Source organism: Lawsonella clevelandensis (assembly GCF_001293125.1).
GTDB classification, from domain to species: domain Bacteria; phylum Actinomycetota; class Actinomycetes; order Mycobacteriales; family Mycobacteriaceae; genus Lawsonella; species Lawsonella clevelandensis.
This window is the reverse complement of the sequence record NZ_CP009312.1, coordinates 1,236,346-1,258,980: the sequence shown is the minus strand read 5'-3', so window position 1 is coordinate 1,258,980 and position 22,635 is coordinate 1,236,346. Positions and strand designations below refer to the sequence as shown.

Genomic DNA, 22,635 nt, shown 5'->3' with positions numbered 1-22,635 from the left:
TTTATGAAATCAACCGCTCTTCCCGCAGTCGCCGCTGCGGCGCTCCTCACCGTGAGTGCCGCAGTAGGCACTGCTCCCAACGCCACTGCTATCAACACCAGCACCGTCGCCCCCAATCTGCCCTACGTCACCAAAGTGATCTCCCATGGAGCACTCTGCACCGGCACCCTCATCTCCCCCTCCTGGGTGCTCACCGCCGCCCATTGCGTCCGCAACGGAAATACGGTGACTGGCACCGTCAGCTTCGGAAATAAAGCCACCAACACTGTCGGCTTCACCGGCGCCTACCAGCACAGTAAATGGGACGTCGCCCTTATACATCTCCATGAACCACAGGTTGGACGTCCCTTCGCGCTCCTGTCCCCCGCCCCCGCCATCGAGAAAACCTTCGGACACACCTACGGATGGGGCAAAGGCCGCTTCCCACTGCGCGAAGGCAATGCCCAAGTAGTGGGCCACTACGACGGAGCGCACGGAAAAATGTTTATCACCTACACCGAACGGGGAAAACAAGAACCGGGCGATTCCGGCGGCCCCTTCATGCAAGGCCCATTCCTTGTAGGCGTACTGTCCTCCATCGGTGGAGCCACTACGAAAACAATCAGAGCGAACTATGTTGAAATCGTGCACCTCTGGCCGTGGATTACCGCCACTCTCGCCCGCTGGAGCCCCCTTTTCTGCAAGTACAGAACGCCCAGCTTCACCAGCTTCGTAGAAAGGACAGCACGATGTACTCTCAACACGCCCACCCCGCACTCGCCACAGCACTTACTCTCGTCCTCACCGGAACCTCCCTCATCAGCCTCCCCACTCCGGCCGATGGCGCACCACTCACCTAGCACTCCCAGAAACTTGGCCGCTCCTGCACCCGCTGGATAAAAGAACCACGCACCCAAACCTGCCGGATCTATAGCCCCAGCATGCGCACCACCCTCACCGTAGATCTCCAGCTACCCCTCCGCCCCACCGCTCCCATCCTGCACGTTTTCGGTGGCATGTGGCAGCACGAGCACCAGGGCATGCTCATGCCCCACGTCGGTGGCCTTGCCCACGCGCTCAGCAGCACCGATGTAGGATTTGTCGCACCTGTCGCCCCCACCAACGGATCTATGTGGACGGACTGGCGCAACCCCACCCTTATCTCCGACAAAAACCTATCAAGTGGGAAACGTTCTTCACCCAAGAACTCCCCAACTACCTGTGGCGCACCTTCGGTATTCCCCCACGTCCCCGTAACGCCATAGCACTCGGCGTCAGTATGGGTGGCGCAGGCGGGGCTAGCATGATGTACCGGCATCCTGAGGTGTACCGCGCTGGCTACTTTCTGAGCGGCTTTTACAATTTCACCTCACCGCTGGGGCGTACTGCCCTCGGGGTAATTAGCGGACTCAGCGGCAACACCGGACACGACATGTGGGCTTACGACGACTACTCCGCGCATTCCCCCACTGAACTTGCAGACCGGACATCCCTCTTCCACACACGTTTCGTCGCCAGCACAGGAGTACTCGACCTCTCGAATGGAGAGATCAACCACAAAGTTGGCGACAACCTGCTGCGCCTCTACGGTGGTACCTGGTTGGAAGCCGGAATGAGTGTCTCCCTGTCACAGTTCCGTATGGTGGTGAAGAAGAAGGACCCGCAGGCGCTGCGCGATGGAAAAGCCACATTCGTTATCTACCCCACCGGAGTGCACTTCTGGAACTTGTGGCGGCGGGACATGTATGACGAGGGCGGCCTGCAGGACATTCTGCGCCGCAGTGGGGTGCGGTTCGTGCCGATAGCCAACCCAGCACAGCTGCAGGACCCTTTCACCCGGTCGACCACGCCGAAGGCGAAAGACACACCCACATCCGTGGAGAAGCCCAACCCCGCGGCTTAGCTAGGCACCCAACCCCATCTTCACCATGAGGATAATAAGCACCTGCGCCACCACAATCTTGACGATCATCGACATCGGGTAGACCGTCGAGTAGCCAGTGTTCGGCAGATCATTATTCGTCTGGTCGTTGGCATAACCCAACGTTGCCGGCTGGGTAAAGAGGCCTGCCGCCACACCCATCGCCGTACCATAGGGCAACTTGAAGCCCTTGTAGACAATGACCAGCGTCAACGACGTCAGCAAGAAGGTAATAACACCACCCACGGCAATCACTGTCAGAGACGCCGGGTTCGTCACCGCTTTGAGGAAGTCGCCACCGGCGTTTGCGCCAATACCTGCCAGGAAGAGGGTAATGCCGAACTGTCGAATGGTGAGGTTAGAGGAGTAGGGAATACGCCACACAATGGGGCCAGTCCGACCCAGGGCACCCAGAATGAGGCCAACGATAAGCGGGCCACCCGCCGAACCCAGCTCCAGGACACCGCCACCGGGAATGGGGACAGGAATCTTGCCCACCAGCAGACCGAGGGTAATACCCACCGCAAAGGTGAGGACGTCGATCTCAGAGAGACTCTTGTAGGAATCGCCGAGGATACGAGCGGCCTGGGTGAGATTCTCTTTGCTGGTGACAACGCGTACACGATCGCCCAGCTCTAGGCGGGAATCATCCGTCGCCACCATGTCGATGTCGCCACGGCGAATACGGGTAATGAGGATGCCGTGCTTACGCTGCAGCCCCAACTTGCCCAGCTTCACACCCACCACATTGGGGTTGGAGACGAAGATGCGGCGCAGACCGGAAGTGACATCGTAGTAGGCCAGGTCCACGTGGGAGTCTTCGCCGAGGAATTCGGTGGCCGCGTCGAGGGCGTCCTGTGTACCGGTGACGCACACAATCATGCCCTTCTCGATAACATCACGCACCGAGGCGATACGCATCTTACCGGCGTCGATGCTTACTTCCTCCGGGTAGCCTTTCTCGTCCAGCAGGTGCGGGTCGATCTCGTAGGCGTCCGGAGTGAGCATGCGAGAGACGATGATGTGGTGGCCAATGCGAGAGTTGAGGTCCGCTATGCGGGTAGCATCATCGCGGGTGACCAGAATATTGCGGGTGAAGATGGGTACGGCCGCCACGCCCGCACGCACCGCTTCCTCCTGGTGGTTAATGTGGAACACCTTCTGGAAAAGGGCAAAGGCGGCAATGGAGGCCAGTACGCCCAGTGGATAGGACAGGGCGTAACCCACGGTGGGGAGGCTTTGTGCCGCATCCACACTGCCTGCGGCCTTCACCGCAGCGGAGTCCGCCAAGCTGGGAAGGGCGTTGGAGACGGCAGCCAGCGCGGGAGTGTTGGTAAGGGCACCCGTGTACATACCGGCGGAGATGATGGGTTCCATCTTGAAGAGCGCCACCATCCCGATGGTGAAGCCGGCACTGCTCAGCACGAGGACGATGATGAGCAGGTTAAGGCCGAGGCCTTTGGTGCGAAGGGCCCGGAAGAAGGCGGAGCCGGAGGCCAGGCCGATAGTGTAGACGAAGAGCGTGAGACCCATTACCCAGACGATGTGAAGCTGCTGGATGGGGTGCCCGTAGTTGGTAAAAATGGCGGAGATGATGAGGCCGACGAAGAGTACTGCGGCGACACCGAGGGAGAACGAACCAATGCGAATGCGGCCAACAAAAAACCCCAGTGCCATAATGATCATGAGCACAAGCAAGGGCTGTTCCGCGAACCACCCGATAACAGCGGACACGTCACGCTCCTAGAGAGTTCTTAGGGTAAATTCCTCACTCCTGTCATCCTACCGAGGCCTCTGTGAAAGGCACGCCCAGTTTCTATAAAGCAGCCGCGCCGCGAAAGAGTTCTACCACTCTTCTCTCGCCCTTTAGAATGAGTGCATGACGAACGCCTCTCTTGGTTTCCGCGGAACTCTCGCCCGCTGGTCGTGCTTCGCAGCACGCTGGGCGTCACGCACATTGGGACGCGGAAATGGCGGCATGATTGGCGGCCTGGTGGCCCTCCAAGTCGACCCCAACATTATGTCTAAACTTGCAGGTGAACGCATGTCTGTGGTGGTGACGGGGACGAACGGAAAGTCCACCACCACCCGCATGGCAGCCACCGCACTGCGCACCCAGTACACAGTGGCCACCAACGATGGTGGTGACAATATGGACGCCGGCATCGTGAGCGCGCTCAACCAGCATCTCGATGCCCAAACCATCTGTCTAGAAGTGGACGAAATGCACGTCCCCCATGTGATGGATGCCATATCCCCCACCGTGCTGGTGTTGCTGAATCTCTCCCGCGACCAGCTGGACCGGGTAGGCGAAATCAACACTATTGAGCGCCGCCTGCGGGCCGCCGTCGCCGCCCACCCCGAGACCATCGTCGTCGCCAACTGTGACGACATGATGATGACCTCCGTCGCCTACGACGCCAAGAATGTCGTGTGGGTCAGCACCGGAGGCAGCTGGTCAAACGATGCCACCACCAGCCCCCGCAACAATTCCGCTATTCTGCATGCGGATGGTGACTGGTGGGCGGCCGAACCTCTGGAGGACGGCCGCGAATTTCGCCGCCCCACCCCGGACTGGTGGGTGGATGACGATGGCTTGCACGGCCCCGACGGACTCTCCCTGCCCATGCATCTGCGGGTACCCGGCCGCGCTAATCGCGGAAATGCCGCCCAGGCGGTTGCGGCTGCCGTCAACATGCTGGTGAGCGCCGAGGATGCGGTGCGTGCCGCGGAGTCGGTGGATGATGTGGCCGGCCGCTACACTACCCTCCAGCTCGACGACCACGAGATCCACCTGTTGTTGGCGAAGAATCCGGCAGGCTGGCAGGAAGCTCTCAATATGGTGGACCGTACCGCCGACTCGCTGGTCATCTCCGTGAACGGGCAGGAGGCGGACGGCATTGATCTCAGCTGGCTGTGGGATGTGCGCTTCGAGAACTTCTCCGATACCGCCGTGTTCTGCTCCGGCGAACGTGGCACCGACCTGTCAGTGCGGTTGACCTATGCAGGTGTGGAGCATGAGCTGATCCACGACCCTTTGGAGGCGATCCGCGCTTGCCCGCCAGGCCGCGTGGAGGTATTGGCAAACTATACGTCGTTCCGCGATCTGTTCCGCGAACTCCGTCACCTAACGGGAGCTGGGGCAGGTACCGCCGACGATCCGACCTCACGGGACCACTAGGAGAACAACAGTGAGTACACTTTCTAACCCCACGCCTGGGCGGGATTCTGTTATTCACATTGGGGCGCTGCTGCCCGACATTATGAGCACCTACGGGGATGACGGCAACGCGCTGGTGCTGCGAGAGCGGTTGCGTCGGCGCGGCTACCAGGCGGAGATTGTTCGCATTACTTTGCAGGATGAGGTGCCGTCTAGCTGCGATATTTACACCATGGGAGGTGGTGAGGACGTCGCCCAGATCCTCGCATCGCAGCATCTACGAACGCACCGTGGGCTTTTTACGGCAGTCGAGGCGGGGCGCCCGCTGCTGGCAATTTGTGCTGGTGTGCAGCTGCTGGGCGAGTGGTTCCAGGTGGCTGACGGGTCCCATGCGGAGGGTGTGGGACTACTAGATGCGACCACTGTTCCACAGGCGACTCGCTCGATCGGCGAGCTGGTGGGTACGCCGGTGGTGGAGGGGCTGACGGAGCCACTCACCGGGTTTGAGAACCATATGGGTGCGACGGTGTTGGGCCCTGATGCGCGCCCGCTGTCCCGCGTGAAGTACGGGGTGGGTAATAGTGTGCCGGCGGGGTCTGCGGTGCCGGATACCGGACTGGTTGATGGCGTGGTGCAGGGCAGCATTGTGGCGACCTACATGCATGGCCCTTGTTTGGCCCGGAACCCCCAGTTGGCGGACTATCTGGTGGCGCAGGTGTTGGGGGTGCCGGCAGCTGAACTGGAGCCGTTGGAGATTCCGGCTATTACGCTGCTCCGTAAAGAGCGGCTGGCGGCGGCTAAGCACCCCTTCAAGCGCACTGCCTAGGGGTACTTTACGTACTCCGAGGGTAGTTAGTGCACGTGTCGTAGGTGCTTAGCGCGCCGCTCTCCTAGTGCGGGCTACGTTCGGATGCCCGCGTTACTGCGTGGCCAGCGTAATGGGTTACCCAGCGTCAGTGGGTGCCCAGCATTATTTTGCGTCGATAGACCGCAGTGCCGGGACCGCTACCAGGCACGGTACCTCGATAACTTTCTTGTCTGCCAGAGTGTTCAGCACGATGGCCCAGACACGCTTGTTGTAGGGCAGGGTGAGGTGGTCGGAGTGGTCCTTGTCGCAGCCGTCTTGCACGGTGATGTTGGTGACGGTGGCACCCGGCACAGCCTTCTGGAAGTTCGGGTTGTGGGTAGAGATGGCGGTGAACTGGTCGTACTTGGTGGATAGGTTCGTGTAGGTGATGCCGGGGAGGGTGTCAGGGTTGGTGATGGAATTGATGATGGGTGAGCCGGTCATCATCTGGGCAGCGGCGATAGTGCCGAATTCCAGAATGTTTCCTACCAGAGCCGGTTCAGCATTCTCGGCGTAGACGGCTCCCACGTCCTGTACACCGAGGGGGTTGATGCCGACATTGATACCGCCCAAAGTGATGATGTTGTCGATAAAGCTGGGGCCGTAGGTATGGGCGATGAGGTTAGCGACAGTACCGCCCTCGGAGTAGCCGATAATGTCGACTGTCTTGGCTCCGGTAGTCTTCATGACTTCGTTGATAAAGGCGGCGGTGAAGGTGGCGGAGGCTTCGATGTCGCCCAGGCCGCCGAAGTCAAGGCCACCGATGTCACGGACAACCTTGGACATGGCACCGTCCCGATCCTTGGCCATGTTTACGGCGTAGACACAGTAACCCCGGTCTTTGAGCACGGGACCGAACCCAGCCCAGGCGGTGTTGGCAGTCATAGACATACCGTGGATGAGAATGACCGGGTTGGGCTTCTTGGGGTTGGGCTTGCAGCTCCAATCATTGACACCCTTAGGCGCAACCGGATCAGTACCGTCTTTGAGGATGGCGTCGGCAATGCTGGTTGCAGGCTGGCTGTGACCTTGGGTGGTGGCACGCACAGTACTGGAGGGTAGTTCGGGCAGCTTCTGGTAGTTGGGAGCTGCTGCGGCAAGGGTGGTGGAGCTCGCCACGATGGCGGCGGAGGCTATGAGGGCAGCGAGCGTTTTGGTGGTCTGGAACACTGCCGATCCTTTCTTCGTTTAATTCCCGAATGCGCCACAAGCGCTGGGAAAGAGGGCGAAATAACGGTAAACAGAGGGAGTCTGCTGGGACTTATTCTTAAGTTTCTGGATACTGACTGCAACGCTCTAAACTGACAGTTTCCAAAGAACATAAGAATTTTGCCCACAATTTTAATTATTTATGTGTTCGAGTGACTTAATCACTGCATCAAAAAAGCCGTCGCCCCCTGTAGGTTCATAACCACAGGGGGCGACGGTAGATAGCTTGGGAAGTTGACAAATCCTGAGAAGATGTAATCCGTTACGCTGCTGCAAACTGACAACAAACCGTTGCTTAGTCCACCTCAACAGCGAGTTGTTACATACCCTTCAGTTCTTCCACGATGGCATCTACAGAGTCCTTCGCATCACCGAAGAGCATGGAGGTCTGCGGCAGGTAGAAGAGCGGGTTATCGATGCCGGCGTAGCCGGAGTTCATGGAACGCTTGGAGACAATCACAGAGTGAGAGTCAGCAACGTTAAGAACCGGCATACCGTAAATCGGGGAGCTCGGATCGTCCTTAGCAGCGGGGTTGGTGACATCGTTAGCGCCAATCACCAGGGCAACGTCGCAGCGGCTGAACTCACCGTTTATCTCGTCCATTTCCTTCATGGCGTCGTAGTCGATACCGGCTTCGGCCAATAGCACGTTCATATGGCCAGGCATACGACCAGCCACAGGGTGGATGGCGTACTTCACCGGAACGCCCTTTTCGGCCAGCAGGGCAGCCATTTCCTTGACGGCGTGCTGAGCCTGAGCGACGGCCATGCCGTAGCCGGGGACGACGATAACTTCATTAGCGTAGGCCATCTGGATGGCAACGTCAGCGGCAGAGGTGGACTTCACCGGGCCACGGTCAGCAGCGCCGCCGGCGACAGCAGCGCTGTCGCCACCGAATCCGCCGGCCACGATGTTGAGGACAGAGCGGTTCATGGCCTTCGCCATGAGGTTGGTGAGGATGGTACCGGACGCGCCGACGATCATACCCGCGACGATCATGGCGGTGTTGTTAATCGCCAGGCCGGCAGCTGCAGCGGAAAGACCCGTCATAGCGTTCAGCAAGGAGATAACCACCGGCATGTCAGCACCACCAATGGGCAGCACGAGCATGAGGCCGAGGGCAGCGGAGACGATAATGATGCCCAGCATCCACCAGACGTTGGCGAAGGTTCCCACGTTGACGCCGATAACAATGGCGAAGGCCACTGCGGCAAGGAACAGCACAGCATTAACAATCTGCTGCGCCTTACCGAGGCCGATCGGGCGACCGGGGATGAGGCCCTGCAGCTTAGCGAAGGCAACGATGGAACCCCAGAAGGAGATGGAACCGATGATGGCGGCGAGGATGGAGCCGACGATGACGGTGGTGGTGAGCACTGCGGAGGAGCTAGCGGCGCCAGCTTCTTCTGCGATGAGCGTGCCGTCGAAGCCGCGGTATTCCATGGCTTCGGTGAGGGCGATGAGGCCCACGGTTCCGCCACCGAGGCCGTTGAACATAGCAACGAGCTGCGGCATTTCGGTCATCTTGGTCTTGCGGGCAACCGGCACTGCAATGGCGGTACCAATGACGAGACCGACCACGATGAGGATCCAGTTGACAGTGTAGTTGCCGTCGTGGGCCATCTCTTTGCCGATGAGCTTGAGGATGGTACCGACGAAGGCTATCACCATACCGACAGCGGCGATCTTGTTACCGCGGACGGCGGTGGACGGTCCGGTGAGGCCGGAGAGACCGTAGATGAAGAGAATGAAGGCAACAATGTAGAGCAGGTTAGCTGCGATAGTCATTAGTCTTGAGCCTCCTCAATCGGCTGACGATCCTTCGGCTTGAACATTTCGAGCATGCGATCGGTAACGACGAAGCCGCCGACGACGTTCAAGGTACCGAAGATGACGGCCACGAAAAGGATGATGCCAAGAGCGACGTTCATGCCGGTGCTGTCAGAGGTAAGGTCCACGGAACCGAGGACCCACATGGCACCCAGCACGACGATGCCGTGGATGGCGTTCGTGCCGGACATGAGGGGGGTGTGTAGGGAATTGGGGACCTTGGAGATCACCGCAAAGCCGACGAAGCCGGCGAGCACGATGAGGGCTACAAGGAGCAACAGGTCATTAGCAGACATGGACTAGGCCTCCTTGTCACGGGTGACGCAGGCACCAGCAAGGATCTCGTCCTCGAAGTCGGGGGCAATAGCACCCTCGTCGTTGAGCATGAGTTCCAGGAGAGCCTGGATGTTCTTGGCGTAGAGCTCCGAGGAATGCTCCGGCATAGTGGCCGGAAGGTTCAGCGGGGAGCAGATGGTGACACTGTTCTTGACAACGGTCTCACCGGGTTCAGTGAGTTCACAGTTGCCCCCAGTCTCACCAGCTAGGTCGACGATGACGGAGCCGGGCTTCATGCGGGAAGCGGCATCTGCCGTGACCAGGATGGGGGCGCGACGGCCAGGGACGAGGGCGGTGGTGATGACCGCATCTGCATCGCCAATGGCAGCAGCTAGACGCTCCTGCTGGAGGGCCTTCTCTTCGTCGGTGAGCTCGCGGGCGTAGCCACCTTCACCAGCAGCTTCAATGCCGAGGTCGAGCCACTTGGCGCCAACGGACTTCACCTGCTCGGCAACCTCTGGGCGAACGTCGTAGCCAATGGTGCGGGCACCAAGGCGACGTGCAGTGGCGAGGGCCTGCAAGCCAGATACACCCACACCAAGCACCATTACGGTGGCCGGTTTCACGGTGCCAGCAGCGGTGGTGAGCATAGGGAAGAAGCGGGTGAGCTGGTCAGCTGCAACGAGCACGGCTTTGTATCCAGCGACGTTGTTCTGGGAGCTCAGTGCGTCCATCACCTGGGCGCGGGAGATACGCGGAATTGCTTCCATGGCGTAGGCTTCGACACCCTTGGCCTTGAGCTCGCCAATCTGGTTCTCCTGGGAACGGGGGTTCAGGAAGCCGATGAGCCGGGTGCCGGCAGCAAGCTTCGCAATTTCCTTACTGCTAGGTTCTGCCACCTTGACGACAACGTCGCAGTCCCAGGGGTTTCCAATAACAGCGCCAGCGGCTTCGAATGCACTATCCGGGAGAAGTGCCGCCTCACCGGCGCCGGACTCGACGACAATGTCCAGTCCCTTTCCAATAAGTTGAGTGATGACCTTGGGAACGAGCGCCACACGACGCTCTCCCGGTACGGTCTCACGGACCACACCGATGCGTGGCCGTTGTGCCGATACCATTCAATCCTCGCTTCCTGTTGTGATTTAGTAGCTAAGGCGTTGTGACAACTATAAGGAATTTTGCCTTGCTCGCGACGATAAAGAAACTGGGATGTCCTGTGAATTTCCAGCGAAATCTTGTGGCCTGCTGAACAGGGATGAGAGAAATTTCACACATCTTCACAAAAGACCTGCGAGACGCGGGTCACATTGCTGTTTTATGAGAGTACTAGACCACATACAGCGCGGCCCAGATGACACAAAAATGGAAACCGAGCCACTCCACTGGAGGGCTCGGCTGCCAGAAAACTGTGTGAAGTTAGGGGGAGAACACCCGGTTATTAGCGGACAACGCGAATTTTCTGGGCGGCAGATTGTGATTTATTCAGGGAGTCTTCCACATCCACACCCGTCGCCACCACGACACCCAAACGCCGGCCCACATGCACCTCCGGCTTACCAAACAGACGCACATCCGTCCCCGGCGTCGCCAATGCCGCATCGACACCCCAGAAGCCCAACCCTTCGCCATCATAGGGCGACTTAATGACGCTACTGGCCGCCGGATACAACAAGGTGGTGTCAATAGGCAGACCCAACACCGCCCGCGCATGCAGCTCAAACTCACTCAATCGCTGCGACCCGAGGGTGACGAGCCCTGTATCGTGCGGACGCGGCGACACCTCCGAGAACAGCACATCGTCACCCTTCACAAAGAGCTCCACACCAAAGACGCCGCGGCCACCCAATGCACTCGTCACCTTCGCGGCAATCTTTCGCGCCGCCGCCAACGCCGTCTCCGTCATCGGCTGCGGCTGCCACGACGCCACATAATCGCCATTCTCCTGATGGTGCCCAATCGGGGCGCAGAAACGGGTAACCGTCTCCCCCGTCTCCGGGTCAATCCCCCGCACCGTCAACAGCGTGATCTCATAGTCGAAGTCCACGAACCCCTCGACAATGACACGCCCCTGATCCACCCGAGAATCCTCGCACGCCCGCTCCCAGGCCACATCCATATCCTCCGCCCGGCGCACCACCGTTTGGCCGTGACCGGAAGAGGACACGATGGGCTTCACCACGCAGGGGAGCCCCAGGCGCACAATGGCATCCTTCATTTCTTCCCGCGAAGACGCGAACTGGTACGGGGAGGTAGGCAGACCTAGCCGCTCCGCCGCCAAGCGACGGATGCCCTCCCTGTTCATGGTGAGCTGTACTGCGAGAGGAGTGGGGATCACCGTCGCGGTACCCTCATCCTGGATGAGGGCCAGCGCATCAGTGGCAAGCGCTTCAATCTCCGGGATGACAAAGTCCGGCCGCTCCACCCGAATAAGGCGCAGCAGCTGGTCCGGGTCCGTCATGTCGATGGTGTAGCTGCGATGCGCCACCTGCTGGGCGGGTGCACCAAAGTACCGATCGACGGCAATCACTTCGACACCAAGCCGTTGGAAAGCAATAGCGACTTCCTTACCAAGCTCGCCAGAACCCAACAGCATCACCCGTGTTGCACCGGGAGTGTGTGCAGTACCGATGCGTCGCAGGACGCGTGGTGTCGTCATGAGGAGTCCCCTTCTCAACTCGTTACTAGCTCTCATGATAGAGCAGGTTTACCTGTTATCCCCACAGCACCAGCTGTGATTCGGTGAGGTTAGCCACTCCAGCAGCACAGACAAACACTGTGTGTTGGAGCGGATCATAGTAGTAGTAGCGGCCAGGCTGACGCCGCGCCTGCTCATACGTCCCCGCCTGAAGAGTGCGACCATTGAGCGTCACCTTCCGCGGATTATCGAAATACACCTGGAAGGCATAGTCGCGGGTCGCAGCCTGTCCACGGAACGAGCCGGTCGTCCGGCCCACCGTCACCGTCGCCACCTTGTCGCGCCCCTGCCGCACTGTCCGCACGGACACTGAGGTACGCGCCACCTTACCCTGCCAGTAGTCCAGCGACTGGCCGTCATCCTGGTAAATGGTGGTGCTATTGCGGGCACCTACCACATTCGCATTCACCTGCAGGCCGACGAGGTTCTTGCGGGACTGCTTCCAGTTCTTACCGTCCCGCATCGACTGTTCCGCCAGGGTAGTGATGATGCCACCCTCCCGCACGAACACCGGCATCGTCATCCAATTCGTCGTGATCGAATGGGTGGCGGGGCCGCGGTACACCTTGCCGGTAAAGTAGTCGCGCCAGGTGCCAGCCGGGAAGTACACCTCAGTAGTGGCGGTACGGCCCGGCTTCGCAACCGGGGCAACCAGCATATCGTCACCCAACAGGTACTGGGTGTTGTGCACGTAGGCCTGTGGGTCCTCCGGGTAGTTGAGGTAGAGAGCCCGTGCCATCGGCACACCCGTCATATGTGCCTCCCACGCCAGGTTGTAGAGGTAGGGCACCAGCTCGTCACGCAACTTGAGGAAGTGCACGCCGGCCTTCTCGGCAGCCGGGCTGTACTCCCAGGGCAGCCGCTTTGCTTGCAGACCATGCGGCCGGTTAATGGGTTGGAACACACCCAACTGCGCCCACCGCACATACATGTCATTGGTGAGGACATTGCCCAGCTTGAAGCCGCCAATATCGTGGGACACATAGGGCAGGCCCATGGCCGCACCCTCGGCGGCGGTGAACTCCGCCTCGAAAGCCATCGTCCCCCACGTGGTGAGGGTATCGCCGGTGAAGTGGACGTTATTACGCCGCTCCCCCAGCTGGCCACGATGGCGGGAGAGCGAGAAACCACGCTTACCTTGTTTCCGCAGACGGTCCGCATACAGGTAGGTTTGCCACTGCTCGGCGTTGAGACCCGGCATAGTGACGCCGTTGACGCCAGTGGAGGGCAGCGGATTCACCCAGCCTTTCTCCACGGCCCAGCCTTCTTCACGGGTTTGGGCAGAGCCGTAGTCGAACCAGAAGAAGTCAGTGCCGGCCTTCTCAAAGTCCTCATGCAGCCAGAGGAACCACTTGGCGTGGTCCGGCCGGCTCATGTCGAAGCCGTAGGAGAGAGAGAAAGGATCCCAGTACTTGGGGCCGTTGGGGGCGAGGGTATTGTGGACAGCCTTCTGCACAATGGCGTACTTGGGGTCATTATCGTTAATACCGTCGTGGGTATTGAAGGCGAGGGTAAGGCCCATACTCTTCAGCCAACGGATTTCGCCCTGCGGGTCGGGCCACAGTTTCTTGTTCCAATTCCACCCGTTCCACCGGTTGGGGGCCTTGTAGTCGGTGTCCACCACCAGCACATCCAGCGGCACCTTGCGGGTGTGGAAGTTCCGCATCAGTGTGGTGTAGTCGTCACGGGTGAAGGCATGGTAGTTGGAGTACCAGTTGCCGAAGGCCCACGCGGGCAGCACCGGGCTGGGTCCAGTGATGGTGGCTAGGTCGCGCAGCCCCTGCTTGTAGTTGTGGCCGTAGCCAAAGAAGTAGCCGTCTTGGTAGAACGTGGGGTCCTTGAGAATCTGGGGGGCACGCGGGACCGGCCAGCTGTCAGGCTTCCACAGGGCGGTGCGGGTATCGTTGACCAGTTGCCAGCCGTCGCGGGACAGGATGCCGGGGTTGAGTTTTACTTTGCCGCCCACGTCGCGGAGGTCACGGCGCCAGCCGCCCAACTGATTGTGGGGGACCACCAGATTGTCCCCTTGGACGTCCCAGCGGGGGTGTGCGGAGGTCGTCTGCCCCGCCACTTTCAACGTCACGCTCACGTTCTGTGGGGTAAAGTGCCCTGACCCCTGCTTGTAGCGGAGAGTGAGCTTGCTGGTCTTGATGTAGCGGTAGCCGTCCTTTGTCCACGTCTCGTAGGGGGTTTTCAGTGGACGGTACTGCACATTGATGGTGGTGCGATTTTCGAACTTCCGATCCTGCGCATATTCCATTCGCACCAGCGTGGGGCTGATGACCTGGAAGCGGGCACCCCCGTCGATAACGGGGCGGAAGGTGGCCGCCTGGGCGGGGCTGCTATTCGCCATACCAAAGGCCAGGGCGGTGACGGTAGCCAGAGAGAGAATACGGAGCGCGGGAGCAATGGAGCGGGGAGTGCGGGGGTGCACTTCTGGGTAGGGTGACGGTGCCAATGCGACCATGGGTCGTCCTCTCAGCTCAATCGACTGGCAGGCTGTGGGCGCCTAGCGGCGAGGCGAGGTGGGTATAGCGAATAGTCGCGGTGGTGGCCGCTGTCGTGGCGGCGGCTCACCCTACGCTACGGGGTCGCTGCACACCTCGTAACGGGCTAGACGGAAACAGGAAGCTAGCCAGGCAGAGGCCGGGTTTGACCTCTACTCTGACCCTAACTGTCTGTGGCCGCTGGTTTGTCGGTTTCCGCCGGGGAATTTTTCACAGGAACCCACACGGAATCTGGAACTGGCTTCGGGAAGAATCCGGGCGTCTCCACAAACACCGGCTCTGTACTACCCGCCTTACGCTGCGCATCGTAGTCACGCAGGCAGCGCACCACATAGCGCATAAGGAGCGCCACCGCCACCATATTGATAATGGTCATGAGTGCCAGCGCCAAGTCCGCCAGAGACCACGCTAACGGTAGGGCTGCAATGGCCCCCAGCCCGGTGGCGGCAATCATGAGGACATGGAGGATGGTGCTGCCGTGCTTCTTCCACCCCAAGTAGTTGACATTAATCTCGGCGAACACTGAATACCCCAGCGTGCTGGAGTAGGCGAAGAAGAAAATGACGATGGACATGAACCAGACGGTCCAGCCGGTGCCATAGTCCAGATGGTGAGTGAGGGCAGCCTGCGCCAGAATGTCATCCTCCAGTTTCTGGCCAGGTACATACACGCTAGGGCCGGCCAGCAGAATCATGAAGCCCGTCATGGAACACACAATGATGGTGTCCACGAACGTGCCCAGTGCCTGGATGAGACCCTGCACCACCGGGTGCGGAACGTCGGCGGTGGCTGCCCCGTTGGGCATGGAGCCCTGACCGGCCTCATTGGAGAAAAGGCCGCGTTTCGCCCCGTTGAATATGGTGGCCCACAGCCCACCACCGATACCAGCAAGGCCAGGGCGCAAACCAAAGGCGCCGGCAAAGATATCGGAGAGGACGCGCGGTAGTTCGGTGATGTTCATGACGATGATGACGAGCGCCACCACCAGGTAGGCGATGGCCATAATGGGGACCAGTCTCTCCGTCACCTTCGCAACACGCCGCAACCCACCCAGCATGATGGGGATGCTGATGGCGACGAGGATGAGCGCCGTCACCCACTTCGGCACCCCCGCAGTGGACCTGAACTGCTGGGCGATGGTGTTGGACTGCACCATCGGGAAAATGAGGCCATAGGAGAACACCAGTAAGCCGGCAAAGATACACCCCCACACGCGGGAGCCCAAACCTCGCTCAATATAGTAGGCGGGGCCGCCGCGGGACAGCCCGTCTTCCCCCTTAATCTTGAAGATTTGTGCCAGCGTACTCTCCATGAAACTGGTGGCCATGCCCAGCAGTGCCACCATCCACATCCAGAAGAGGGCGCCGGGACCGCCAATGATGAGCGCCAGGGAGACACCAGCGATATTGCCGGTGCCCACACGGGAAGCCAGACCCACCGTGAACGCCTGAAAACTGGAGAGCGACGTGCCCTTCTGTTTGCGGGAGTCCAGCATAAGATGCCACATATGGCCGAAGAGGCGGAATTGGACAGCTTTGGTGGCGACGGTAAACGCCACACCGAGGCCGACGAGCACAAAAATGAGGATGTGCGAGGAAATAAATCCCTCAACTTGGGCGACGAGGTCTGTGAGCACGGAAAAGACACTACCATTGAGAGCCCGCTTGACCGCTAAACTATTGCCCATGAAGAATGCCACCGAGCTGCTGGGCAGCATCAACAATACCTACGGCTATGTGCTGATGGCGCTGCTGGCTATCGCCGGTCTCTACTTTTCTATCCGCACCGTGGTGGTGCAGATCCGTCACCTCCCCGACATGATGCGCGCGCTGGTGGAGCAGCCGGAGAAGTCAGCGGACGGGAAGAAAGGCATCAGTGCATTCCGCGCCTTCACCGTGTCCGCGGCGAGCCGCGTGGGCACCGGCAATATTGTGGGGGTGGCGGTCGCCATCGCGTTGGGTGGGCCCGGTGCAATCTTCTGGATGTGGCTACTGGCCATTATTGGTGGGGCGACGGCTTTTGTGGAATCGACGTTGGGCCAACTGTATAAGGTGAGAGATAAAGCGACAGGCGCCTTTCGGGGTGGCCCCGCCTACTATATTGAGCGCGGTTTGGGGAAGCGCTGGCTGGCACTGCTCTTCGTGGTAGCCATAACCTTCACTTACGGCTTCGTCTTTAATATGGTGCAGTCCAACTCGATTACCAAAACCACCTCGCAGGCCCTCGCGCCGCTAGTGGACAACTCGGCCAACATGAAGTGGGTTAACCTGGGGCTGGCGCTGGCGCTGGCGGCTCTAACTGCCGCCGTCATCTTTGGTGGCATCTGGCGCATTAGCGCGGTATCCCAAGTGCTGGTTCCTATTATGGCCCTGGTCTATATTGGGCTGGGCCTCTTCGTGTGCGTAGTGAACTACGACAAGATCCCCGGCGTTATCTCCCTCATCTTCCAGTGCGCATTCGGCGCGAAGCAGGTTGCCGGCGCCGGTATTGGTACCGCCATGCTGATCGGTATCCGTCGCGGGCTCTTTTCCAACGAAGCCGGTATGGGTTCCGTCCCCAATGCATCGGCGACGGCTGCTGTCTCCCACCCGGTGAAGCAGGGCTACGTCCAGACACTGGGCGTCTACTTCGACACGCTTGTTATTTGTTCGGTGACGGCGTTCATCATCCTTCTCAATAACCCCGAGTATGGGCTGAAAGACGGGGCTGTGGCCACTCAGCATTCCCTCGCCCACCAGTTGGGCGACTGGGCTATACCGGTGCTGGCAGTGGTGTTGTTCTTCCTGGCCTACAGCTCCATTATTGGCAACTACTACTACGGGGAGTGCAACATCCAGTTCATTACCGAGTCCAAGAAGGTGCTTATGGCGTTCCGTGTGCTGGTGGTGCTTTGCGTGTTTGCGGGTTCGCTGGCGGCCGTGGAGTTGGTGTGGGGGCTGGCGGACGTCTTTATGGGAATTATGGCGACCATCAACCTGGTGGCGATTATCCCGTTGGGCGGCTTGGCTATTGAGCTGTTGCGGGACTACAACCGGCAGAAAGATGCTGGGGTGGATCCGGTGTTCCACCGGGATTCTCTTCCTCAGGCCCGCAATGTGGAGTGCTGGGATTAGGCGCACAGTTTTGTGTGCTAAGGGCGCACTTTGCCCGCTCTGAGGTCCCTCTCTCCCCTTCCTGACGGCGCACCCGCCTCTCCCACCCTGAAACCGCAGAAGGCCGGCTAGTTCTTACCAGCCGGCCTTCTGTGGCATGAGTGGGGGGTGTGTTGTGTGTGATGTCGGGTGCGAGAACTTAGCAGCCCTTGAGTTCGGCGACGAGGTCATTAATGACGACATTCTCGTCACGGCCGGGGCCGACACCAATGTAGGAGACGCGGGTGCCGCAGAGCTCTTCCAGACGCTTCATGTAGTTCTGGGCGTTCTCGGGCAGCTCGTCGAAAGTGCGGGCGCCGGTGATGTCTTCGGTCCAGCCGGGCAGCATCTCGTAGATTGGCTTGGCGTGGTGGAAGTCACTCTGGCTTTCTGGCATGTGGTCGAAACGCTTGCCGTCAACCTCATAGGCAACACACACCGGGATCTCTTTGATACCGGTGAGGACATCCAGCTTGGTGACGAACATATCGGTGAAGCCGTTGATGCGGGTGGCGTACTCGGCAACCACACCGTCGAACCAGCCGCAGCGGCGCGGACGTTTGGTAACGACACCGTACTCGTGGCCAGTTTCCCGCAGATATTCCCCGGACTCGTCGAAGAGTTCGGTGGGGAACGGGCCGGCACCCACACGGGTGGTGTAGGCCTTGATGATGCCGACGGCATGGCTGATGCGGGTGGGGCCGATACCGGAACCGACGCAGGCGCCACCGGCAGAGGGGTTGGAGGAGGTGACGAAGGGGTAGGTGCCGTGGTCGACGTCCAGCATGGTGGCCTGGCCGCCTTCCATGAGGACAGACTTGCCTTCGTCGAGGGCTTGGTTGAGGAGCAGGCTGGTGTCGCAGACCATGGGGGCGATGCGGTCGCGGTACTGCAGGAAGTAGTCCACCATTTCGTCCACATCGAAGGCAGGACGATTGTAGAGCTTCACCAGCAGTTCGTTCTTGGAGCGCAGGGTGCCTTCCACCTTCTGGCGAAGGATGGACTCGTCGAAGAGGTCCTGGACGCGGATGCCGATGCGGTTGACTTTGTCGGCGTAGCAGGGTCCGATACCGCGGCCGGTGGTGCCGATGGCACGCTTGCCGAGGAAACGTTCGGTGACCTTGTCAATGGTCTGGTGGTAGGGGCCAACGAGGTGGGCGTTGGAGCTGATGCGGAGACGGGAGCAGTCTGCGCCACGTGACTCGAGACCATCAATTTCCTGGAAGAGGGCTTCCAGGTTGACGACGACACCGTTGCCGATCACCGGAGTGACGTTGGGGGTGAGGATACCGGCGGGGAGCAGTTTCAGCTCGTACTTTTCACCGTTGACGACGACGGTGTGACCGGCGTTATTACCGCCATTGGGCTTGCAGACGAAGTCAACGTGGCCGCCCAGAATGTCGGTAGCCTTACCTTTGCCTTCGTCGCCCCACTGGGCTCCGTTGATGACGATCGCTGCCATATTCTCGTTCTTTCTTTCACCGAGTCGGCAGGGGTGGTGCATCGCGCGGCCTATGCTGTCGGCCTTTCCGGACAGTGGTGGCATAGGGGCAATGTGGGCACAAAATGAAAAACCCGGGCCTACCCTGCAGACCCGTTACCTAATTCTACCGCTTAAACGGGCAAGAAAGAAAATATATTTTACAGTTAAGCCGGATGGTGGCCGGTACTGCCAATAGCGGGGATGGACTGCACGGCTTCTTCTCGGCTCATGCCGCACACCTGCAGCAAATCGATGAGGGTGGAGCGGATTTGCGCATGGATGACGGGTCCGTGCATGCCGGAGGGGTCGCTGGGGTCCAGTTGGAAGGCAGTGCGGACTGCCACGGAGATGATGGCGCGGGCGGCTTCCTGTTCAGTGGTGTGGCGGTTATCGCCTTCGGTGAGCATGGAGTAGACGACGCCAGTGGCTTCACTCATGAGGGAGATGGAGTCAAGAATGCGAACGTCGAGGGGTACGTCATCTTCCAGAATGACGACAGCGCGGCGGGCCAGCACACGGGTGTTGCGGACCGCGTTGTCGAGTGGGTCGAGGAGTTTTTCGCACTTTTTCAGGTCTTTGCGGGCATACCACAACAGCGGGGAGACCCGTACCACTTCAGCACCGTTGTAGAGGGTGTCACGGATGTCGTTGAGAGCGGGCTGGGTGGCGCGGATGCGGACCAATGCAGTGGTGACGAGTTCTGGGTTGCGAGTGCGGAAGCCGGAGGCGATTTCGCCGAGGACTTCCCGTTCAATCTGCACGATGGAGGCGAGGCGGCGACGAATATCCCGGATAGGGCTGGCGGGAATGAGCGCCATGATGACGATGCCGATGACGGTGCCGATGATGGCGTGCCAGACGCGTTGGAGGCCCCCCGGCCCGTCGACGGGGATGAGAGTGGCGATGAGGATGGCGGAAGAGGCGGCTTGGACGGAGACGAGCATGCCGGAGCCTAGGAAGAGGGCGATGACCATCGCTAGGAATACGACAAAGCCAATTTGCCAGACGCCGGAGCCGATGCGGGCGATGATGAGTTCACCAATGAGAACGCCGGCGATGGTGCCGGCACCGATCTCGAGGGAACGCTTGATGCGGCGTCCGGGGACGGGAGCAAGGGCAATGATGGCAGAAATGGGGGCGAAGAAGGGTTTCGTCCCAGGGAAGATGAGGGTGGCAGCCCACCAAGCGAGGGAGGCGGCGATGGCCGCCTGTGTGATGGGGATGATGCTGTGGTAAACGCGGTGCAGCCGCCGGTTAATGCTGTCCGTGAAAGTGCGGGCTCGGGCCTTGACCCAATTACGCATACGCCTTTGCGTCCTCCTTATGCGAGAAGTCCAGGAGTTCGGAGCAGACCTGTTCCTTGATGGCGGCGGCTTCGCGGCCCTCGTGGCTTTGTTCCGTCTGGAAGGCGGCGACGAGACGTTTGCGGACGTCGGTATTCTTCTGGTCGGGGGTTCCAGCGAGGATTTGGTCGGCGGCATCTTCCGGATCGATGGATGCGGGGAGATCGCTCTTGCGGGCTTCGATAACGCCCTTTATGGCGGTGAAGATGGCGGGCAGGAGGGACAGGAAGATGACGAAGAGGAAGATCAGTTCGATGTTGTTCTGGACGAAGCTGAAGTTGCCGAGTGCGGCACCGAGGAGAGTGACGCCGCAGCCCCAGAGCAGGCCGCCGAGAATGTCGAAGGGAAGAAAGACGCGGTAGCGGAAACCGGACATGCCGGCAACGACCGGTGCGTAGGTACGCACGATAGGGACGAAACGGCAAATGATGACAGTGACGGCACCATATTTTTCAAAGAAGAGGTGCGCCTGGACGAGATGTTCTTTCTTGAAGACGGCGGTGTCCTTGCGCTTGCGGAGTACTGACCCACCTTTGCGGCCGATCCAGTAGGCGCATTGGTCGCCCAGTACCGCCACAATCCAGACGGAGAGGCAGACGAGCCAGATGGGGGCGAAGCCATTCGGCTGGATGGAGAGGAAGCCGGCGGTGAAGAGGAGGGAGTCGCCGGGGAGCAGTGGGAAGAGCAGACCAGTCTCGATGAAAACGATGAGCAGCATACCCGGCAGCACAAATGCGCCGAAGGGCCCGTTGCTACCCAATAGATAGGTAGGGTCGAGCCATTGCGGGCCGAGGGCGAGGGTGGTGGACACAGTCGCATGGGCTGCTGCCAGGGATGAAGTAGTGATCACTTGGTCAGTATATGTGAGAAATGTCTATTTACGCTTGTCAAAGAGGTGGTGCAGGCAGCTTGTTACTCCCAATGAGGGCTTTTTTCTATGGATATCCTAAATTCTGCCTGTTATAGCAGCATGAATCGGTTCAGAGCACCACTTTTCCACCTTTCATTCTCGTCATAAAGGTGCATAATGGTAGGTGAACCCGTATTAGGTGACGGCTGACACATCTCCAGTAGGAGGCCTACAGTACGTTCCAGTACGCCAGGTGACGTGAAGAAATGGCGCGACCCGCAGACAGTTTTCGCGCCTACGTACTTCGAAAACCCCTATCTCTGCGAAGGAAACCTATATGGCTATTGCGAATCCCGAGTCTTATGCCGAGATGCTGAAGAAGGCGAAGGAAGGCGGCTACGCTTTCCCGGCCATCAACTGCACCTCCACGGAGACCATCAACGCCACCCTCAAGGGCTTTGCTGACGCTGAGTCCGACGGCATTATCCAGTTCACCACCGGCGGTGCTAAGTTCGGCTCCGGCGTGAACGTTCAGAATATGGAAGCCGGCGCTGTGGCCCTGGCGGAGTACGTCACCCGTATGGCCAAGTACTACGGTGTCACCGTCGCCGTCCACACCGACCACTGCCCCAAGAACGCCCTCGATGAGTTCGTCCGCCCGCTACTGGCAGTCTCTGCCGAGCGTGTCAAGCGCGGCGAGGATCCGCTGTTCCAGTCCCACATGTGGGACGGTTCTGCCGTCCCCATGCCCGAGAACATGGAGATCGCCAAGGAGCTCTACGCCCAGACCACCGCTAACCACCAGCTGCTCGAGATTGAGATCGGCGTGGTGGGCGGCGAAGAGGACGGCGTGAAGGCTTCCCACGGCGCCAAGCTCTACACCGACGAAGATGACTTTGCCATGGTCATCGACACTCTCGGTGACGGCTCCGAGTCCCCCTATTTGCTGGCTGCTACCTTCGGCAACGTCCACGGCGTGTACAAGCCGGGCAACGTTGTGCTGAAGCCCGAAGTGCTCGACGCGGGCCAGAAGGTCGCCGCAGAGAAGCTTGGCCTTCCCACCGACAGCAAGTTCTTTAACTTCGTCTTCCACGGTGGCTCCGGTTCCGAAAAGGAAAAGATCGAAGAGGCCCTCGGCTACGGCGTCGTGAAGATGAACGTCGATACCGACACCCAGTACGCCTACACCCGCTGCATTGCAGACCACATGTTCTCCAACTACAGCGGTGTGCTGAAGATCGACGGTGAGGTGGGTAGCAAGGCTGTGTACGATCCCCGCTCCTACCTCAAGAAGGCGGAAGTTGCTATGTCTGAGCGCGTTGTGGAAGCCTGTCAGGACCTCCACTCCGTCGGCAAGAGTATCCTCAAGTAACACCTGATGGTAACGGCCACGGTGGCAG

The 22,635-nt window shown here is 59.8% G+C and carries 18 protein-coding genes; 7 read left to right on the top strand and 11 right to left on the bottom strand.

The window, feature by feature from the left end:
- Nucleotides 1-3 precede the first annotated feature (3 nt).
- Genes IY73_RS05300 through IY73_RS05295 form a run of 3 tightly spaced genes read left to right on the top strand, consistent with a single transcriptional unit; the run spans nucleotide 4 to nucleotide 1,882 of the window.
- Entirely contained in the window at nucleotides 4-879 is an 876-nt protein-coding gene (locus tag IY73_RS05300) for a trypsin-like serine protease (protein WP_053979027.1), read from the top strand.
- Nucleotides 880-920: 41 nt separating this feature from the next.
- Nucleotides 921-1,244: a hypothetical protein gene (locus IY73_RS08650; protein ID WP_237025156.1), complete on the top strand. Its 324-nt coding sequence runs from the start codon at nucleotides 921-923 to the stop codon at nucleotides 1,242-1,244.
- Complete coding sequence (locus IY73_RS05295; RefSeq protein WP_237025149.1) at nucleotides 1,157-1,882, top strand: alpha/beta hydrolase-fold protein; 726 nt, start codon at nucleotides 1,157-1,159, stop codon at nucleotides 1,880-1,882. The genes IY73_RS08650 and IY73_RS05295 overlap by 88 nt, the downstream gene beginning before the upstream one ends.
- On the opposite strand, the gene IY73_RS05290 is transcribed toward IY73_RS05295, so the two are convergent.
- A complete protein-coding gene (locus IY73_RS05290) occupies nucleotides 1,883-3,634 on the bottom strand; it encodes an aspartate:alanine exchanger family transporter (RefSeq protein ID WP_053979025.1) in 1,752 nt (583 codons plus the stop codon).
- 145 nt (nucleotides 3,635-3,779) lie between these two features.
- Here IY73_RS05290 and IY73_RS05285 point away from each other — a divergent pair, with 145 nt between their 5' ends.
- Nucleotides 3,780-5,081 (top strand): Mur ligase family protein, encoded by a 1,302-nt coding sequence (locus IY73_RS05285; RefSeq protein ID WP_053962177.1) that lies wholly within the window; start codon nucleotides 3,780-3,782, stop codon nucleotides 5,079-5,081.
- 10 nt (nucleotides 5,082-5,091) lie between these two features.
- Nucleotides 5,092-5,886, top strand: a complete 795-nt coding sequence (locus IY73_RS05280) for a type 1 glutamine amidotransferase (RefSeq protein ID WP_257720269.1) — start codon at nucleotides 5,092-5,094, stop codon at nucleotides 5,884-5,886.
- Nucleotides 5,887-6,030: 144 nt separating this feature from the next.
- Here IY73_RS05280 and IY73_RS05275 read toward each other — a convergent pair whose 3' ends face one another.
- The 7 genes from IY73_RS05275 to IY73_RS05245 form a co-directional block, all read right to left on the bottom strand.
- Nucleotides 6,031-7,077, bottom strand: a complete 1,047-nt coding sequence (locus IY73_RS05275) for an esterase/lipase family protein (protein WP_053979024.1) — start codon at nucleotides 7,075-7,077, stop codon at nucleotides 6,031-6,033.
- Nucleotides 7,078-7,435: 358 nt separating this feature from the next.
- Nucleotides 7,436-8,905, bottom strand: a complete 1,470-nt coding sequence (locus IY73_RS05270) for an NAD(P)(+) transhydrogenase (Re/Si-specific) subunit beta (protein WP_053979023.1) — start codon at nucleotides 8,903-8,905, stop codon at nucleotides 7,436-7,438.
- Complete coding sequence (locus IY73_RS05265; protein ID WP_053962174.1) at nucleotides 8,905-9,243, bottom strand: NAD(P) transhydrogenase subunit alpha; 339 nt, start codon at nucleotides 9,241-9,243, stop codon at nucleotides 8,905-8,907. The genes IY73_RS05270 and IY73_RS05265 overlap by 1 nt, the downstream gene beginning before the upstream one ends.
- A gap of 3 nt (nucleotides 9,244-9,246) precedes the next feature.
- Entirely contained in the window at nucleotides 9,247-10,344 is a 1,098-nt protein-coding gene (locus IY73_RS05260) for a Re/Si-specific NAD(P)(+) transhydrogenase subunit alpha (protein ID WP_053962173.1), read from the bottom strand.
- 320 nt (nucleotides 10,345-10,664) lie between these two features.
- Nucleotides 10,665-11,882: a formate-dependent phosphoribosylglycinamide formyltransferase gene (gene purT, locus IY73_RS05255; protein WP_053962172.1), complete on the bottom strand. Its 1,218-nt coding sequence runs from the start codon at nucleotides 11,880-11,882 to the stop codon at nucleotides 10,665-10,667.
- 55 nt (nucleotides 11,883-11,937) lie between these two features.
- A complete protein-coding gene (locus tag IY73_RS05250; protein WP_053979022.1) occupies nucleotides 11,938-14,388 on the bottom strand; it encodes a glycoside hydrolase family 31 protein in 2,451 nt (816 codons plus the stop codon).
- 203 nt (nucleotides 14,389-14,591) lie between these two features.
- A complete protein-coding gene (locus tag IY73_RS05245) occupies nucleotides 14,592-16,145 on the bottom strand; it encodes an alanine/glycine:cation symporter family protein (protein ID WP_082345454.1) in 1,554 nt (517 codons plus the stop codon).
- Between IY73_RS05245 and IY73_RS05240 the strand changes: the two genes are divergently transcribed.
- Entirely contained in the window at nucleotides 16,114-17,541 is a 1,428-nt protein-coding gene (locus IY73_RS05240) for an alanine/glycine:cation symporter family protein (RefSeq protein WP_053962169.1), read from the top strand. The genes IY73_RS05245 and IY73_RS05240 overlap by 32 nt on opposite strands.
- A gap of 178 nt (nucleotides 17,542-17,719) precedes the next feature.
- On the opposite strand, the gene IY73_RS05235 is transcribed toward IY73_RS05240, so the two are convergent.
- The 3 genes from IY73_RS05235 to IY73_RS05225 form a co-directional block, all read right to left on the bottom strand.
- Complete coding sequence (locus tag IY73_RS05235) at nucleotides 17,720-19,021, bottom strand: adenylosuccinate synthase (RefSeq protein WP_053962168.1); 1,302 nt, start codon at nucleotides 19,019-19,021, stop codon at nucleotides 17,720-17,722.
- A 185-nt stretch (nucleotides 19,022-19,206) separates the two neighbouring features.
- Nucleotides 19,207-20,346: an FUSC family protein gene (locus IY73_RS05230; protein WP_053962167.1), complete on the bottom strand. Its 1,140-nt coding sequence runs from the start codon at nucleotides 20,344-20,346 to the stop codon at nucleotides 19,207-19,209.
- Nucleotides 20,339-21,235, bottom strand: a complete 897-nt coding sequence (locus tag IY73_RS05225; RefSeq protein WP_063665768.1) for a DedA family protein — start codon at nucleotides 21,233-21,235, stop codon at nucleotides 20,339-20,341. The genes IY73_RS05230 and IY73_RS05225 overlap by 8 nt, the downstream gene beginning before the upstream one ends.
- Nucleotides 21,236-21,572: 337 nt before the next feature.
- Between IY73_RS05225 and fbaA the strand changes: the two genes are divergently transcribed.
- Nucleotides 21,573-22,607: a class II fructose-bisphosphate aldolase gene (gene fbaA, locus IY73_RS05220; protein ID WP_053962166.1), complete on the top strand. Its 1,035-nt coding sequence runs from the start codon at nucleotides 21,573-21,575 to the stop codon at nucleotides 22,605-22,607.
- Nucleotides 22,608-22,635 lie beyond the last annotated feature (28 nt).

What these genes read in the sequence shown, in the direction of transcription:
- IY73_RS05245 (WP_082345454.1), bottom strand. Translation starts at nt 16,145, where the DNA reads ATGCTGCCCAGCAGCTCGGTGGCATTCTTCATGGGCAATAGTTTAGCG.
- IY73_RS05235 (WP_053962168.1), bottom strand. Translation starts at nt 19,021, where the DNA reads ATGGCAGCGATCGTCATCAACGGAGCCCAGTGGGGCGACGAAGGCAAA.
- IY73_RS05230 (WP_053962167.1), bottom strand. Translation starts at nt 20,346, where the DNA reads ATGCGTAATTGGGTCAAGGCCCGAGCCCGCACTTTCACGGACAGCATT.
- IY73_RS05270 (WP_053979023.1), bottom strand. Translation starts at nt 8,905, where the DNA reads ATGACTATCGCAGCTAACCTGCTCTACATTGTTGCCTTCATTCTCTTC.
- IY73_RS08650 (WP_237025156.1), top strand. Translation starts at nt 921, where the DNA reads ATGCGCACCACCCTCACCGTAGATCTCCAGCTACCCCTCCGCCCCACC.
- IY73_RS05285 (WP_053962177.1), top strand. Translation starts at nt 3,780, where the DNA reads ATGACGAACGCCTCTCTTGGTTTCCGCGGAACTCTCGCCCGCTGGTCG.
- IY73_RS05250 (WP_053979022.1), bottom strand. Translation starts at nt 14,388, where the DNA reads ATGGTCGCATTGGCACCGTCACCCTACCCAGAAGTGCACCCCCGCACT.
- IY73_RS05300 (WP_053979027.1), top strand. Translation starts at nt 4, where the DNA reads ATGAAATCAACCGCTCTTCCCGCAGTCGCCGCTGCGGCGCTCCTCACC.
- IY73_RS05240 (WP_053962169.1), top strand. Translation starts at nt 16,114, where the DNA reads ATGAAGAATGCCACCGAGCTGCTGGGCAGCATCAACAATACCTACGGC.
- IY73_RS05260 (WP_053962173.1), bottom strand. Translation starts at nt 10,344, where the DNA reads ATGGTATCGGCACAACGGCCACGCATCGGTGTGGTCCGTGAGACCGTA.
- fbaA (WP_053962166.1), top strand. Translation starts at nt 21,573, where the DNA reads ATGGCTATTGCGAATCCCGAGTCTTATGCCGAGATGCTGAAGAAGGCG.
- purT (WP_053962172.1), bottom strand. Translation starts at nt 11,882, where the DNA reads ATGACGACACCACGCGTCCTGCGACGCATCGGTACTGCACACACTCCC.
- IY73_RS05265 (WP_053962174.1), bottom strand. Translation starts at nt 9,243, where the DNA reads ATGTCTGCTAATGACCTGTTGCTCCTTGTAGCCCTCATCGTGCTCGCC.